We start from the raw sequence: 14,362 nt of genomic DNA, 5'->3' as shown, positions 1-14,362 counted from the left end.
GAGGAAAGCCCGGAGGGCCCGAGCGTAGGTCCGACACACCCCCTATCTCCCCCCAGCCTCTCAATACGCTCCGAAAACAGGCCACCCGAAAGAGCCAAAGCTCGCGACACCCATGCCTCTCCATTCGGTCGTGAATCAATGAAGAATCGAGGGTTAAGGCCTCCGCAGCAGCACCGCAAAAGCCCCATGACCCCCCTGCGCCCAGTCCGGCAGCAGTCTGTCCAGCTCAAAGCCCCGTGCCTGTGCCTCGCGCACGATGATCTCCGGCTCGATGCCGTGGCCGGTTCGATCAGCGGGTAGATCGTCCGGTGTCCAGGGGGCGAGCAGCCAGGAGGGTCCGAAGTCGATGATGAGCAGGCGCCCGCCGGGTACCAGCGCCGCGTGCAGGCTCGCCAGGATCGGCTCCGGATCGCTCAGGTGATGGTAGACGTTGCGCATGACCAGGGCTTCACAACAGGCGTCGGGCAGACCGCTTGTGTGTGTACCGGCAGGCAGCACGCTCACCTGAGGCAGGGCGGCGAAACGGGCGGCGAGCTGCTCGAGCAGAGTGGCGTCGATCTCAGTGGCGTAGACCCGGCCGGATGCGCCCACCGCGCCGGCCAGGTGCGCGGTGAGATCTCCCTGCCCCGCACCGATGTCGGCGACCCGCACGCCGTTCGAAATACCCAGGACGTCCTGCACCCGGTGTGCTTCGTCGTTACTGACGCCCTCACATCCGGCCAGCAGGATCAGCATCCACAGCACAGGAGCAATTTTCATCACGTCGAATCTCCGAATTGCGGAGACCCCATTGTAGAGCGGTCGGGGATTACGCCGGGTTACCGACTGTAACGGCGGATGTCAGGACAACCTGTCGCAGATGTCGGGCATGGGTTTACTGTCGGGTCTGCGCACCGGGGTAGGGTTCAAACAGCGTCATCCAGGCGCAGATCCGTCCATCGGGCGAGGGTTGAAAAGTCACTGTCGAAGTGGAGCAGGGAGACGCCTGCGCGGATTGCCGTGGCTGCAATCAGGCAGTCGATCAGTCTGCGGACCGTTTCCCCGTTGCTTCTGCAGCGCCGGTAGAGCAGGGCGGCCTGCTCGTAGTCGATCGGCTCAGTCGAGATTTGAGTGGCTCGAGCGAGCAATCCGCGCAGTTGCGCCAGATGCGCATCATCGCGGGCGCCGGCGAGAATCTCCATGCGTATTGGATCGCTTGTTGCAATCTCGTAATCAAGCAGTGCATCGACCCGCTCGCACACAACACTACCGGTGTCGCGCAGGAACTCTATCCAGGCTGAGCTATCGATGAGAATCAAGTGCTGCGAGTGCGCCGCAGCTCATCAAGATCGCCTTCCCAGCCGGAGCCGCGCAGCGACCGGGCGGCGGGCAGCGTAAGGGGTTCAGCGGCCAGTGTGCGCAGGGCGAGATTGACAGCGTCGCGTTTGCTGGACAGCTGGTACCTGCGCATGACTTCGGCGCAGGCGGCTTCATCGATGTCGATGTTGGTGCGTGCCATACACCAACAATACACCAGATTTCGCGATAGATCTTCAGGAACGTCCATCGGCTGTTCTGCAGAGTAAGCTGGACGGCCAGGCTGGAGCAAAACGCCTCCCAATCGAACCGGCCTTTGGCTTCCTGGCCTGCAGGCCGATTCACCCATTACCAGTGAGGCGGCGCCGGTTGCAGGAGTGTCGTCCGCCTGTACTGGCTGTCAGCCTGCTGCGGTGTCGTGCATGCGGATCAGGCCTTCCTGTGCCGCTGAGGCGACCAGCACCCCTTTCTGGTTGTAGATCAGGCCCCGGTTCAGTCCGCGGGCGCCGCTGGCGCTGGGACTGTCCTGCACATACAGCAGCCACTCGTCGGCGCGGAAGGGCCGGTGGAACCACATGGCGTGATCCAGGCTCGCCATCTGCAGATTGCCCTGGGTGAAACTCACCGCATGGGGCAGGGTGGCGGTGTCGAGCAGGGACCAGTCGGAGAGATAGGCCAGCACACACTGGTGCAGGCGCGGATCGTCGGGCAGGGGATCCCGGGACTTCATCCAGCACATCTGGAAAGGCGGTCGCTTTTCCGGCTTGAAGATGTCCATTGGATTCACGGGCCGCACATCGATGGGACGCTCCCGGTTGAAGGCATCCGCATATTCCGGCGGCAGCCGGCTCGACCAGTCCATGCGCAGTTCCCGCTCATCCTGGAGCAGATCCGGCTGGGGGCTCTCCGGCATGGGCATCTGGTGGTCGAAGCCCGGCTCCTCGGTGTGGAAGGAGATGGACATGTTGAAGATCGCCCGGCCGTGCTGCACGGCGACCACCCGGCGGGTGGTGAAGCTGCGGCCGTCGCGGATGCGATCCACGGTGTAGAGGATGGGCACACGGGTGTCTCCCGGCCGCAGAAAGTAGCCGTGCAGGGAGTGGGCGTGGCGATCCTCGGGTACGGTTCGGGACGCCGCCACCAGGGCCTGGCCGATCACCTGACCCCCATAGACCCGCTGCCAGCCCTCGCTGGGGCTGGTGGCGCGATAGTGGTTCTTCTCGATCTCTTCGAGGTCGAGCAGGGCGATCAGTTCATTGATGGGTTCGCTCAAAGGGCGGCTTCCGATTCTGGCTGGCTGGCGGCGCGGTATTGTAGTGGGCTGGTCCGTGGTGGCAACTCCGGTTGTGGTTCAACCGGGTGCTGCGACTCCAAACATGGCAAGTAGCCGGCCGTCCTTGCGCCAGGAATCCTGCAGGGCGTGGGGAGTCTGTGCCAGCACGATCTTCTCGAAGCTGCTGACGACGGCGGCTGTTTTTAACCGGTAGTCGGCCAGCGCGGCTTTGATCCGCGTCCTGTCCGGGATGGTTACTGCCAGGCCTCTGCCCTGTGCGGCTGTGGCATCCGCCTCGGCTGCGACTGCGGCCGCCGACGCCATAGCGGGCACCGATCCCGCTGCGTGCGAGGCGAGCCCCCGGGCATGGGCTGCGATGCAGGCGTTCAGAGCAATGAGTATGAACAGCGGCTCCGCAGCGCGGAACCAGTGCCTGCGTAGCGGTGCCTGGAGGCGACGATCCGGGGCGATCGACACCTGGTCAAAGTGTGCGACCCCCTGGTTCATTTCCGCGAGGAAAGTCGGCGTGCGGGGCAGCTCGATGGTTACCCCGGGAGCGGTCCGTTCCACCGCCACGAATTCCATGCTTTCATCCTGCCCGATACTCACCACCAGGTGATCCACAGATCCCGCCCCGGCGATCCAGGACTTGGTGCCGTTGAGCAGCGCATGGCCGTCTGCCTCTGTCAGGGTGCAGCCTGGTGAGCGTTCAGACTCGGCCGCTGCGAAACACGTCCACCCCTGGTCCGGGAACTCGGGAAAACAATGGCGCACCGCGGCCTGGTAGCCGCTGACGAATACCCAGGCAAGTCGATCTGCCGCAGCACCACCGAGTGCGGCCAGTGCCGCCGGATCCTCCGCGCGACGCGTGGCCTCGCCCCAGTGCGCATACCATTGGGCTTCTGTCGGGCAGGCAAGCGGGGCCATGGCAGTCGTGGGCTTCAGTACTTGTAGCTTTCGGGTTTGAAGGGGCCTTCGCCGCTCACCCCGATGTAGCCGGCCTGGGCATCCGTGAGCCGGGTGACGACACCGCCGAAACCGGCAACCATGAGCTGGGCGACCTCTTCGTCGAGTTTTTTCGGCAGTACTTCCACAGCGATCGGTGCGCGCTGATTGTCCGGCTGGTCGGCCCAGCGCTGGTCGTACAGGTGCATCTGCGCCAGCACCTGGTTGGCGAAGGAGCCGTCCATGATCCGGGAGGGGTGGCCCATGGCGTTGCCTAGGTTCACCAGCCGTCCCTCGGACAGCAGGATGATGTAGTCCGAGGCATCGTCGCTGCGGAAGATCTGATGAACCTGGTCCTTAATCTTCTGCCACTTCCAGTTCGAACGCATGAAGGCGGTGTCGATTTCGTTGTCAAAGTGGCCGATGTTGCAGATCACCGCACCGCGCTTCACCGATTTGAGCATGCTGGCATCGCACACGCCGACATTGCCGGTACAGGTCACGATGAGATCGGTATCTTTGAGCAGACGCTGGTCGATGTCTTCGAGACGGCCGGTGTTGACGCCTTTGTTATAGGCTGAAACGACTTCGTAGCCGTCCATGCAGGCCTGCATCGCGCAGATCGGATCGATTTCGACCACGCGCACGATCATGCCTTCCTGGCGCAGGCTCTGGGCCGAGCCCTTGCCGACGTCGCCATAGCCGATCACCAGAGCGCGTTTCCCGGCCATGAGCATGTCGGTACCGCGCTTGATGGCGTCATTGAGACTGTGGCGGCAGCCATAGCGGTTGTCGTTTTTCGACTTGGTCACAGAATCGTTGACGTTGATTGCAGGGACCTTGAGTTCGCCCCGCTTGATCATCTCCAGCAGACGATGCACACCGGTGGTGGTCTCTTCGGAAATGCCATGCACATGCTTGAGCATCTGCGGATACTTTTTGTGCAGCAGTTCGGTGAGATCGCCGCCGTCATCGAGCAGCAGGTTGGCGTCCCAGGGCCTGCCGTCTTTGTTGATGGTCTGTTCGATGCACCACCAGTACTCTTCCTCGGTCTCTCCCTTCCACGCAAACACGGGAATACCCGCCGCGGCCATGGCGGCTGCCGCGTGATCCTGGGTTGAGAAGATGTTGCAGGACGACCAGCGGACTTCGGCGCCCAGTGCGGTCAGGGTTTCGATGAGCACCGCCGTCTGCACGGTCATGTGGATGCAGCCGATGATCTTTGCGCCGGCCAGGGGCTGGTCCTTCGCGTACTTGCGGCGCAGCGCCATCAGGGCCGGCATTTCGGCTTCGGCCAGCGTGATTTCCATGCGGCCGAAGTTGGCGAGTTCCATATTGGCTACTTTGTAGTCGGTCATGTTCCTGGTTTTCCGTGGGTGGTTGTGAGTCCGGGTCGTTCAGTTTGCGGGCAGTCGATAACACTGCACCTGGATGCGAAAGCCGTTTTTCTGGGCGAGGTACTGGGAGTGGCTGCAGATCAGACCGGCAGTTTCGGCCCACTGCGTGAGGTCCGCCGTGTCGAAGCCCAGCCACAGATCGCCGCAGGCGTCACTCGCCCACTGCTGATCGTGGCTGCACAGTTCGGCGACGATCAGTGCGCCGCCGGATTTCAGAATCCTCGCGGCTTTCTGGAAAAATCCCGAGGGTGAGGCCTGATGGTGCACCACCATCGCAGCGACGATGAGCTGATAGCGGCGCTGATCGGCCTGCTCGTGAAAATCCCGATGGGACAGGCGCAGATTGGCGATGCCCCGGGTGCCGGCCCGGGCTGCCTCGAGCATGCGTTCCGAGCTGTCCAGCCCGGTTACCCGCTCGAAGGTGCCGGCCAGCCAGCGCAACAAGTGTCCATCACCGGGTCCGACCTCGAGAGCGTGTTCAGCAGGCAGTCCTGCAGCCAGCAACTCGCAGATCAGCTCGGAAATCGTCTCGGTATAGACGGCGCTCTCACAGATCTGGGCCTGTTCGCTCGCGATATCCGTGGCGTTCTGTGCGAAGAACTCCTCGCTGCGTTTCCTTCGCGCGGCATGTATGGCGCGAATGCGCTGCGCGACCTCGGCGGGCAGTCTGGTCTGATCCAGTGCGCCGAACAGCGCCTGCCGCAGTGCGCTGTCTGCTGCGGATGCGCGGCGGTAAAAAATGCTGTTGCCCTCACGGCGCTTGGCCAGCAGTCCGGCGCCGTGCAGGATTTTCAGGTGGTGGCTGAGGGCCGGTTGGGGAACCTGAAAGAGTTCGCACAGCTCGGTCACCGAATAGGAGTCTTCGTGCAGCACCTGCAGAACCCCGGCACGAAGCACATCGCCTACTGCCTTGCCGAGCGCCACAAGCTGATCGATGCCGGCTGGTGCAGCGATACCTCTCGCGGGAGCGTCGTCAATGCGGGCTGTCAGGGCCATGGGTTGCAGGGTGAGGCCGGATGATCGGGCCGGGGATGCTAGCAGCGTGGCAGGTGAATATCAAAATATTTTGATATTGGAAAATCGCATCCGCATGTCAGAATGCGCGGCCATGAATGCATCAGCCCCAATCCGCAGCAAGCTGCCCGACATCGGCACGACCATATTTACCCTGATGTCTGAGCTTGCGCGGGAGCAGAATGCGTTGAATCTGTCCCAGGGCTTTCCGGATTTCGACTGCCCGCCGCCACTGCTCGAAGCGGTGCAGCACTACCTGACCCACGGTCACAATCAGTACGCGCCGATGATGGGCGTGACGGCACTCCGGGAGGCCATCTGCGGCAAGGTGGAAGACCTGTATGGCCGCAGCCTCGATCCAGTTACGGAAGTGACCGTGACCTCCGGAGCAACCGAGGCACTGTTCTGTGCAATTGCGGCCCTGGTCTCCGCCGGGGATGAAGTCATCGTCTTCGATCCGGCTTATGACAGCTACGAACCGGTGGTGCGTCTGCAGGGTGGCATCACCCGACATGTTCCCATGCTGCCCCCAGGCTACGCCATCGACTGGGGTCGAGTCGCGGATCTGGTGAACGGGCGTACCCGGCTGATCATTCTGAACACGCCCCACAATCCCACGGGCACGGTCTGGGATGTCGCCGACATCGAAGCGCTGCGCACCATCATCGCCGATCGGGAGATCTATCTGCTCGCGGATGAGGTGTATGAGCACATTCTCTTCGATGGCCGCACCCATCAGAGTCTGTGCCGCTATCCCGAACTCTTCGCACGCAGTTTCGTGGTGAGTTCCTTCGGCAAGACCTATCACGCCACCGGCTGGAAGATCGGCTACTGCTGTGCGCCTGCGGACCTTACGCTGGAGTTCAGGCGCATCCATCAGTACGTTACTTTCACTTCGAACACGCCGGTACAGCTCGGACTGGCGGATTATCTGGTCGCCCATCCGGAATACCATCGTGGTCTGGGGGATTTCTATCAGCGCAAGCGGGACCTGTTCTGCTCCCTGCTGGCTGACTCTGCATTCGATGTGGTGCCCAGTGCGGGCACCTACTTCCAGCTGCTCGATTATTCTCGTTTCTCTGCGGAGCGGGACCTGGACCTCGCCCGGCGCCTGACCTGCGAAGCGAAGATCGCGTCGATCCCCGTGTCCGGATTCTACGAGCAGGATCCCCAGGCCCGGGTGCTGCGCTTCTGCTTTGCGAAGGACGATGCCACACTGCGCCGCGGCGCGGAAATACTCTGCGGCCTGTGAGCCAGGCGCTGCGCGAACTTTGACTTCTCACGGATGACAACATGATCAGATTCAAGCTGCTCGCGACTTCTTATGGCCGTTTTCGTAACGCGAAGCGCAGCCTTCGACCTCTCCTGCTGACTGTCACTGCAGGGTTGCTGGGTTGCGGAGAACCGGGTGCCGATGGCGGTGGTGCGCAGAGCACTGCCGGTGAGGACACCTACAACCGCTACTGCTTCTCCTGTCATGCAGCCGGGGTCGCCGGCGCGCCGAAGACGGGGGATGTGGAAGCCTGGGCACCGCGGATCGCGAAAGGGCCGGAGCTGCTGCTGTCTGCCTCGAAAAGCGGAGTTCCGCCCGGTATGCCGCCGATGGGCCTGTGCACCAGCTGCTCGGACGAAGAGATGGCGGCCGCCATAGAGTACATGGTCAGCCGATCCAGGTAACAGGACGGGCGCGCCTGACGCGCGCCTTAAGAAGTGCGATATCTGCCGGATTGACCAGATTCTGGCTTCGGCAGCCAGGCTCCCTCGCGCCATGCAGGCCACAGCCCTGATTCTCCGGGGGCTGTGGCTGTCTGATGGGTGGCGTGATTCCTGCATGGCTGGGTGGAGGAAACAGTCGGACTGGATGGTTATGGCATCGAGGCGAAGGCGGAGCAGCACATGACGGTTTTTCGAGCAGGCGATGTGGTGTACCGGCGCAAAGGGCTGGTTCGCCACAAGGGGCTTGTGCTCGGCGACGGCCGGGTGCTCCACAACGCCCCGGGACGGGGTGAACACATCAGCCACATGAGCGAATTCGGCGCCGGCCAGCGGGTCTGGATCGAGCAGCGGGGGGTGGCGTCCAGCCGGAGTACGGCCACCGTTCTGCCTGACCGGAGTCGGAACTATCATCTGCTGACCAACAACTGCGAACATACCATTTCCCGGGCAACCCGGGGTCGCGCGGAGAGTCCCCAGCTGAAATCCTGGATCGCCGGAATCGGACTGGGGGCACTGGCTTTCGCGCTGACCCGGCATCCGGGTGCAGCCGCGGCGGGTTACGCACTCGGCCGCGGACTGGCCCGGCGAATACCCTGAAACCGGGTGAGTGAATGCGTTGGTGTCGCTTCGAACACCACCCGGATTCTGTGATTCCGCGGTGCACCTCTGGGATGTTTCAGGGCAACCAGTCCGTCGTCTGCCTGGCCACGAAACTGCGGCCGTCGGGCAGCACGATCCGGTGACTGTGCAGCTGCAGCCGGTCTGCCTGCTGGGCAGGCGCGAGTGGTGCGCCGTAGAGTTGGTCCCCCAGGATCGGATAGCCGATCCAGGCAAGATGGACCCGCAGCTGGTGGGTGCGGCCCGTCAGCGGCTGCAGCAGCACCAGACTGCGCCCGGATTTCCGCTGCAGTACCCGCATCCGGCTGGTGCTGGGATGCCCTTCCGGGTCCATCGTGGTACCTGAAGCCAGCACCCAGCTTCCGCCCGCCAGGGTGATCTGCTCGCGGGGCCCGGCCACCCGGTAGCGACTCTTACGGCCTTTGCGCAGGGGCAGGTCGATGACGCCGGCATCCGGTGGTTGTCCGGTGACCCAGGCCAGATAGAACTTGCGGATCTGACGAGCGGTGAAGGCCCGGGTCAGTGTCTGCTGGGTCTGACGATCCAGGGCGATGAGGAGCACACCGCTCGTCGGTTTGTCCAGGCGGTGCACCGCATAGGGTTTACGGCCGAGCAGATCAGGCAGATGGTCCCAGAGATTGTCGGCGCCGCTGCGGTCAGCGAGCAGGGAAACGTCCGCAGGCTTGTTGAGAACCGCCAGTTCATCATCCTGATAGAGAATCTCAACCACGGCTGAGAGCGATCACTAGTGTCTGCATGGCCTTGTTGAGCCGTGCGGCTTTGTCCATGTCAACCGCATCCGGCCACCGATCCGCCGGATGATGAAACCAGCGGTTGCTGCCGAGCAGCGAAATGTAGCGGCCTCCGCCATCATGGATGTTGCGTGCCTCGCCGAATGGTCGGGTGCCCGCCGGGGTGGTTTCGATGTCGGTGATACCCTCAGTTCTGAGCGCATCAAGCCCTTCGGCCAGCAACTCGCTGCTCGAAGCCTGAAAGCGGATCGGTGCAGCCACCGCAGCGAAATTGGCGCCCAGGTGTACCCAGACGTGTGCGGCGGCGATCAGCCTGTGCGCGGATTCCAGATAGTGATCCAGTCCCAGATGGCTGAGTTCGTGGCCGCTGTTGGCGGTGAAGATCACAGTGCGATCGGGCGGGTGATGCGCGAAGTAGCGGATGGCGTTGAGCCACAGAGCGATGCCCCCCGCGCGCTCCGCCGTACACGTCCACCAGGCGCTGCGCGGTGTCATGATGATCAGGGCTGGCAGCTCGGGTCGGCGGCCCGTTATACGGGTCTGAACGTTGCTGGCGGTTGTGTTCTCCAGCTGCGTCTCGATATCGACGGTCAGGGCGCGCCCTGCTGCCACGGCTTGCTGAATCCAGGCGCCGGACTCGGTCGGCACCTGAATCACTGCGGGGCCGAACGGGGTGCGGAAGTTTTCCGCGTTCACCACCGCCAGTCCCGGCGCGATCTGATCGCCCGCTGCGATGGCGATGATGGCCTGGTGGGAATCCTTCTTTCGCGCCTCATGCAGGGCTATGGTGCGGGGATCCCGATCGACGGGTCCGAACCGGGTGACCGCGATCTGAGCGTCACTGCCGAGTGCACCGGCAGTGGCAGTCAATTGAATCGAGGTGACGGCACTGTCGAACAGCGGCAGTCCGCCGACACGATTCGCTCCGTCGCTCACCGACGCGCGCAGAGGTATGCGCCGGGTCAATGGAAACTCGACGGTTTCAGGTGTTGCCCCGGCTTTTTCGATTTCCGAGGCAAGCCAGCGTGCGGTTCTGAGATCACCCGGGCTGCCGGTGCGGTGATCTTCAATGGCATCCCAGGCACGGATGTCCGCTTCGAGTTGGAACAGGGAAGCCGGCTGACTGGATGGCATGTTCTGCATGTTGCCCTCTGCTGCGGTTCCGGTACGGCTGTCCGGGGCGGCGGCGAGAATTGTAGTGGCAGCGCTGGTTCCTGCAGCGGCAGCGGTGGCAATCAGCATTCTGCGCCGTGTGATCATGGCATTCACCCTCTTAAGGAGCCGGTCCAAGTACCATAGCCGCTCCAATGAGCGCGTGGTAGGTGAACAGTGGCTGCGCGGGCAGCTGTACCAGGAGTGAGACGACGATGAACCTGCGGGATCTGAAATATCTGGTGGCGGTGGCCGAACACCGGCATTTCGGCCGGGCGGCGGACGCCTGTTTCGTCAGTCAGCCCACCCTCTCCACCCAGCTCAAGAAGCTGGAAGAAGAACTCAATGTCACTTTAATCGAACGTAATAACCGGGGGGTTATGCTCACCCCGGTGGGCGAAGGCATCGTCCAGCAGGCGCGCCGGGTTCTGCGGGAGGTGAACCAGCTTGTGCACATGGCCGAAGAACACGTGGACCCGCTCGGTGGTGACTTCCGACTCGGCATTATTCCGACGGTGGCACCCTATCTGCTGCCGCGGATCCTGATGCCGATCCGTAAGGCCCTGCCCAAGCTCAAGATCCAGCTGACCGAAGGCCAGACTGCAGTGATCACCCGGCAGCTCAAAGATGGTGATCTCGATGCGGTCGTGCTTGCGCTGCCGGTGGGCGACGATCAGATCGTGGAGCGGCGTCTGTATCGCGAGCCTTTTCTGATGGCGGTTTCCAGGGATCATCCGAAGGCGAACCGCAAGTCGGCGACACTGGACGATCTCGACCATGAGCAGGTGCTGCTGCTGGAAGACGGGCACTGCCTGCGGGATCAGGCGCTGGAAATCTGCAAATCTCACAATGCGGTTGAGAACACGAACTTCCGTGCCACCAGCCTGGAAACCCTGCGCCAGATGGTGGCGGCGGACATTGGCATCACGCTGATGCCGAAACTCGCGGTACCGGCCAGGACGGGAGGCAACGTGCGTTATCTGCCTTTCAGAGGTCAACCCCCGTACAGGGATGTGGGTCTGTGCTGGCGTAAATCTTCCACCCGGGAGGCACTGATCGAAATGCTCGGGGAGCTGCTTGAGCGGACCATGCAGTGATTGCGGTTGCGAACGGGTCAGGCGTCTTCTGAAGACGTGGACAGAAACGCATTTACCCGATCTGTAGCATTGCTGCGGAGGTTTGCGTAGAAGAGGCTGTAGTCATACACGTGCATGCTGTCACCTGGCATTCTCGACGGGAAGGACTCGGAGCGAAGCTGCCGCACCTGTAACACGCCCTCGTCGCATATGGCATCCGCAGCCTCCGGCTCCAGCGACATCAGGGTCGGATCCTCGCCCTCAGCCGGACGGCCGTAGGAGGGATAGCCGACTCCGCCGGCATTGAGCGAGTGACCGGCATAACCCCCATCCGCCACCCAGCTCAGGGGGTTTGTGCACACCAGATTGGGGACATCGCCGAACACGCCCCGGGCGTCTCCCTCTACCGCATTCCAGCCGATCACGCAGCCGGTCTGGGTTGCACTGGTGCATACAGGCACTTCGCCGAGCTGATCCCTGGCGATGGAGAATCCGATCAGGTAGGCGGCGATCAGTTCAGACTGCAGCGCGGTGCCCGAGATTCGTTCCCGCAGCAGCCGGGCGGCATGAGCAGTTCCCTGGGAGTGACCGGCCAGAATGAATGGCCCGTCTGTGCGTTCCAGGAAGGCATCGAAGGCGCGTGAGACGTCGCTGTAGGCAAGGTCGAGTGCGGCGGTGCCGTTAACACCATTGTCCATGAACGAGAAGAAAGTGGCCTGCCGGTAACGCGGGGCATAAACGTCGCAGCATCCATTGAACACCGAGGCCTGATGACGCAGCACCCGGTTGTCCACCACCCAGTTGGCGTCCGTGTCGTCCAGGGGCTGATTCCAGTTCGCTTTGCTCATGTAGCTGGTTGGGTGGACGAAAAACACAGCCACACCCCGGGTGTCTTCCGCCAGGGTAAATTCGATGGGGTGATCGTCCGAAGGATCGCGCCTGTCCGGCAGCGCCGCCCAGGCGTCTGCCGTGCTGTAGTCCGGGGCAGCGGGTGCCAGTGCCGGATCAAAATCCGTCTGGGGTTTGATCTGTGTGGCGATCAGCGCCATGGAGAGTTCGGCACGGAAGAGATAACCCATGGTGAGGGTGATCAGAGTGAGTACGGCGACGACAAGCAGAACTTTTTTGAACATGATGAGACCGGCCCGGGGCGAGCGGGCATGGTAGCAGGTGGACCGGCAGGCCTGTTAAGGGGTCTCTAGAGTCCGAGTACCCGTTTTGCCAGCACGTCCCGCTGAATTTCGCTCGCGCCAGAGTAGATGGTGGCGGCGCGCTCATTGAGATAGGTGGGCATTGCGGTGATGGCCGCTGCGGGTCCTATGGGCGCCTGTCCCGCAAAGGGATCGAGGGCTTGCGGTTGGAACGGCAGGCCGTAGTAGCCGACGGCTTCAGCAGCCAGCTCCGTGATCTGCTGCTTCACCTCGGAGCCGAGGGTTTTCAGCACCGAAGAGATCGCGCCCGGGCTGGCTCCGGTCTGTGTGGCGGCGAGCACCCGCAGTTCGAGCACCTCGACCCGGCTTAAGAAGATTTCTGCTTCGTTGAGTCGCCGCGCGAACCCCGGCTCGGCGGCGAGTGCGCTGCCATGGCCGTCGGTCTCCTGAGCCACCAGTCTGCGCAGACGTGCCAGGGCTTCGTGCACCCAGCCCGTATTGACGTTGTTCGAACGGGCGTGCTGCATGAGGAGCTTGGCTACCTGCCAGCCATCGTTCTCAGCACCGACCCGGTTGGCGACAGGAACCCGTACCTGGTCGAAGTACACCTGGTTGAACTCGTGGTCACCGCTGATGCTGAGGATGGGTTCTACCGTCAGCCCGGGGCTGTTCATCGACAGCAACAGGAAGGTGATGCCTTCCTGTTTGCTGCGTCGATCCGATGTCCTGACCAGTGCAAACATGTGGGTGGCAAAATGTGCGCCGGTGGTCCAGATCTTGGAACCATTGAGCACGTAGTCGTCGCCGTCGCGGCGGGCCTTCAACTTCAGGGAGGCCAGGTCCGAACCAGCGCCAGGCTCGGAATAGCCCTGACACCAGACATCCTCACCGCTGAGGATGCGGGGCAGGTAGCGGCGCTGCTGCTCACGGCTGCCTTCTGCAATCAGGAGGGGGCCGATGTGGCGCACCCCCATGTTGAACAGCAGGGGCGCACCGGCGCGGAAACACTCCACGCTGAACAGATAGCGTTCCAGATCGCTCCAGCCGGTTCCACCCCATTCGACAGGCCAGGTGGGCGCTGACCAACCCTGCTCCGCGAGAATCCGGTACCAGCGCTGTCCGGCTTCGATGTGGGTATAGACGCCGGTGGTCAGACGGGATGCGCGGCGCAGATCATCATCCAGTTTATTGTCGAGAAACGCCCGAACCCGGTTGCGGAAGTCCACAGCCTCGGGTGGCAGAGCAGAGTGCACAGTAACCTGGCTCGCATGGCGACGCCCGCAGGGCGACGGTGTCACTCAGCGTAGCGATCTGCAATACCCACTTCCCTCCGGGGATCTCCTTAGGGGACCAGCGGCTCCGGATAACGCGGTCCGCTGGAAATCGCTGTTCAGTCGAGATCTGCAGCCAGGGCCTGGAGCTGGTCAGGGGTGAGAGTTACCGATTCCTTCAGCTGCGGGTGGTCGATGCCAAGCTGCACCCGTCCTCCGGCTTTGAAAGCCGCGATCGTGCCATCGTCCAGTTCGAAGCGCAGGAAGTGCACCGCAGATGCTTTGTCTTCCCTGCTGCGTTCCATGTCTTCATTGGCGATGGCGGGGATCCGCGGCTGGCCTTCGGCCTGCAGCCACAGGGTGTCTTCGATACCGCCCAGTCTGCCGAGTGCCACTCGACGTTCTTCCGGGTCCGGATACTCGATCATGAAGGTTGCCTTGAGATTGCGGCCATCGGGAATCAGCGGATTGTAGGCTTCCAGCTCGGCAAGAATCTCCTTCGCGTCGAATATCCGCTCCACGCGCAGCATCTCCTGAACCTGATACTTCATCGTGAGGAAGTCCTCGAAGTAGAAGGTTGCGTGAGCGCCGACCGGGACGCGCCGGGGTTTCTTGTGCTCGATGACCTCGGCGCGAAAAGCAGGCCGTTGCTCAGCGTACTGCTCCAGGCTCCAGAGACTGGCTTTGTCGAGTTTGCGCAT

The 14,362-nt window shown here is 62.7% G+C and carries 16 protein-coding genes; 4 read left to right on the top strand and 12 right to left on the bottom strand.

Features of this window, described 5'->3' with window-relative positions; translation table 11 throughout:
- Window positions 1-153 precede the first annotated feature (153 nt).
- The 7 genes from R3E82_13335 to R3E82_13305 form a co-directional block, all read right to left on the bottom strand.
- On the bottom strand, window positions 154-759 hold the full coding sequence (locus tag R3E82_13335) for a methyltransferase domain-containing protein (protein ID MEZ5551871.1): 606 nt from the start codon (window positions 757-759) through the stop codon (window positions 154-156).
- A gap of 146 nt (window positions 760-905) precedes the next feature.
- Window positions 906-1,298 (bottom strand): PIN domain nuclease, encoded by a 393-nt coding sequence (locus tag R3E82_13330; protein MEZ5551870.1) that lies wholly within the window; start codon window positions 1,296-1,298, stop codon window positions 906-908.
- Window positions 1,295-1,498 carry a type II toxin-antitoxin system VapB family antitoxin gene (locus tag R3E82_13325; protein ID MEZ5551869.1) on the bottom strand — a complete coding sequence of 68 codons (204 nt, stop codon included), beginning with the start codon at window positions 1,496-1,498 and terminating at the stop codon, window positions 1,295-1,297. The genes R3E82_13330 and R3E82_13325 overlap by 4 nt, the downstream gene beginning before the upstream one ends.
- Before the next feature lie 198 nt (window positions 1,499-1,696).
- Window positions 1,697-2,569: an acyl-CoA thioesterase II gene (gene tesB / locus R3E82_13320; GenBank protein MEZ5551868.1), complete on the bottom strand. Its 873-nt coding sequence runs from the start codon at window positions 2,567-2,569 to the stop codon at window positions 1,697-1,699.
- A 78-nt stretch (window positions 2,570-2,647) separates the two neighbouring features.
- Window positions 2,648-3,496 (bottom strand): hypothetical protein, encoded by an 849-nt coding sequence (locus R3E82_13315; GenBank protein ID MEZ5551867.1) that lies wholly within the window; start codon window positions 3,494-3,496, stop codon window positions 2,648-2,650.
- A 14-nt stretch (window positions 3,497-3,510) separates the two neighbouring features.
- Window positions 3,511-4,872 (bottom strand): adenosylhomocysteinase, encoded by a 1,362-nt coding sequence (gene ahcY, locus R3E82_13310; GenBank protein MEZ5551866.1) that lies wholly within the window; start codon window positions 4,870-4,872, stop codon window positions 3,511-3,513.
- A gap of 39 nt (window positions 4,873-4,911) precedes the next feature.
- Window positions 4,912-5,907, bottom strand: coding sequence for a metalloregulator ArsR/SmtB family transcription factor (locus R3E82_13305; GenBank protein MEZ5551865.1), 996 nt, complete (start codon window positions 5,905-5,907; stop codon window positions 4,912-4,914).
- Between the two features lie 112 nt (window positions 5,908-6,019).
- Here R3E82_13305 and R3E82_13300 point away from each other — a divergent pair, with 112 nt between their 5' ends.
- From R3E82_13300 to R3E82_13290, 3 genes are all read left to right on the top strand, one after another.
- On the top strand, window positions 6,020-7,177 hold the full coding sequence (locus R3E82_13300) for a methionine aminotransferase (protein MEZ5551864.1): 1,158 nt from the start codon (window positions 6,020-6,022) through the stop codon (window positions 7,175-7,177).
- Between the two features lie 41 nt (window positions 7,178-7,218).
- A complete protein-coding gene (locus R3E82_13295; protein ID MEZ5551863.1) occupies window positions 7,219-7,602 on the top strand; it encodes a c-type cytochrome in 384 nt (127 codons plus the stop codon).
- A gap of 162 nt (window positions 7,603-7,764) precedes the next feature.
- Complete coding sequence (locus R3E82_13290) at window positions 7,765-8,238, top strand: hypothetical protein (protein ID MEZ5551862.1); 474 nt, start codon at window positions 7,765-7,767, stop codon at window positions 8,236-8,238.
- Between the two features lie 79 nt (window positions 8,239-8,317).
- Here R3E82_13290 and R3E82_13285 read toward each other — a convergent pair whose 3' ends face one another.
- Both R3E82_13285 and R3E82_13280 read right to left on the bottom strand, forming a co-directional pair.
- Window positions 8,318-8,989 carry an RNA pseudouridine synthase gene (locus R3E82_13285; GenBank protein ID MEZ5551861.1) on the bottom strand — a complete coding sequence of 224 codons (672 nt, stop codon included), beginning with the start codon at window positions 8,987-8,989 and terminating at the stop codon, window positions 8,318-8,320.
- Window positions 8,982-10,271 (bottom strand): hypothetical protein, encoded by a 1,290-nt coding sequence (locus R3E82_13280; protein ID MEZ5551860.1) that lies wholly within the window; start codon window positions 10,269-10,271, stop codon window positions 8,982-8,984. Before R3E82_13280 ends, R3E82_13285 begins: the two co-directional genes overlap by 8 nt.
- 107 nt (window positions 10,272-10,378) lie before the next feature.
- Here R3E82_13280 and oxyR point away from each other — a divergent pair, with 107 nt between their 5' ends.
- A complete protein-coding gene (gene oxyR / locus R3E82_13275) occupies window positions 10,379-11,260 on the top strand; it encodes a DNA-binding transcriptional regulator OxyR (GenBank protein ID MEZ5551859.1) in 882 nt (293 codons plus the stop codon).
- A 17-nt stretch (window positions 11,261-11,277) separates the two neighbouring features.
- Here the strand turns inward: oxyR and R3E82_13270 are convergent, their stop codons facing one another.
- From R3E82_13270 to R3E82_13260, 3 genes are all read right to left on the bottom strand, one after another.
- Entirely contained in the window at window positions 11,278-12,372 is a 1,095-nt protein-coding gene (locus R3E82_13270) for a DUF3089 domain-containing protein (GenBank protein MEZ5551858.1), read from the bottom strand.
- A gap of 65 nt (window positions 12,373-12,437) precedes the next feature.
- Window positions 12,438-13,643, bottom strand: a complete 1,206-nt coding sequence (locus R3E82_13265; protein ID MEZ5551857.1) for an acyl-CoA dehydrogenase family protein — start codon at window positions 13,641-13,643, stop codon at window positions 12,438-12,440.
- Between the two features lie 137 nt (window positions 13,644-13,780).
- On the bottom strand, window positions 13,781-14,362 hold the full coding sequence (locus R3E82_13260; GenBank protein MEZ5551856.1) for a DUF3501 family protein: 582 nt from the start codon (window positions 14,360-14,362) through the stop codon (window positions 13,781-13,783).

The sequence above is a fragment of the Pseudomonadales bacterium genome, assembly GCA_041395945.1.
GTDB lineage: Bacteria > Pseudomonadota > Gammaproteobacteria > Pseudomonadales > Azotimanducaceae > SZUA-309.
Note: the sequence above shows the minus strand (reverse complement) of the source record. Positions and strands in the feature narration are given on the sequence as shown.

Coding starts and splice junctions, on each gene's coding strand:
- R3E82_13295 (MEZ5551863.1), top strand. CDS start 7,219: ATGATCAGATTCAAGCTGCTCGCGACTTCTTATGGCCGTTTTCGTAAC.
- R3E82_13335 (MEZ5551871.1), bottom strand. CDS start 759: ATGAAAATTGCTCCTGTGCTGTGGATGCTGATCCTGCTGGCCGGATGT.
- R3E82_13305 (MEZ5551865.1), bottom strand. CDS start 5,907: ATGGCCCTGACAGCCCGCATTGACGACGCTCCCGCGAGAGGTATCGCT.
- R3E82_13325 (MEZ5551869.1), bottom strand. CDS start 1,498: ATGGCACGCACCAACATCGACATCGATGAAGCCGCCTGCGCCGAAGTC.
- R3E82_13260 (MEZ5551856.1), bottom strand. CDS start 14,362: ATGCGCAAACTCGACAAAGCCAGTCTCTGGAGCCTGGAGCAGTACGCT.
- R3E82_13270 (MEZ5551858.1), bottom strand. CDS start 12,372: ATGTTCAAAAAAGTTCTGCTTGTCGTCGCCGTACTCACTCTGATCACC.
- ahcY (MEZ5551866.1), bottom strand. CDS start 4,872: ATGACCGACTACAAAGTAGCCAATATGGAACTCGCCAACTTCGGCCGC.
- oxyR (MEZ5551859.1), top strand. CDS start 10,379: ATGAACCTGCGGGATCTGAAATATCTGGTGGCGGTGGCCGAACACCGG.
- R3E82_13300 (MEZ5551864.1), top strand. CDS start 6,020: ATGAATGCATCAGCCCCAATCCGCAGCAAGCTGCCCGACATCGGCACG.
- R3E82_13315 (MEZ5551867.1), bottom strand. CDS start 3,496: ATGGCCCCGCTTGCCTGCCCGACAGAAGCCCAATGGTATGCGCACTGG.
- R3E82_13280 (MEZ5551860.1), bottom strand. CDS start 10,271: ATGATCACACGGCGCAGAATGCTGATTGCCACCGCTGCCGCTGCAGGA.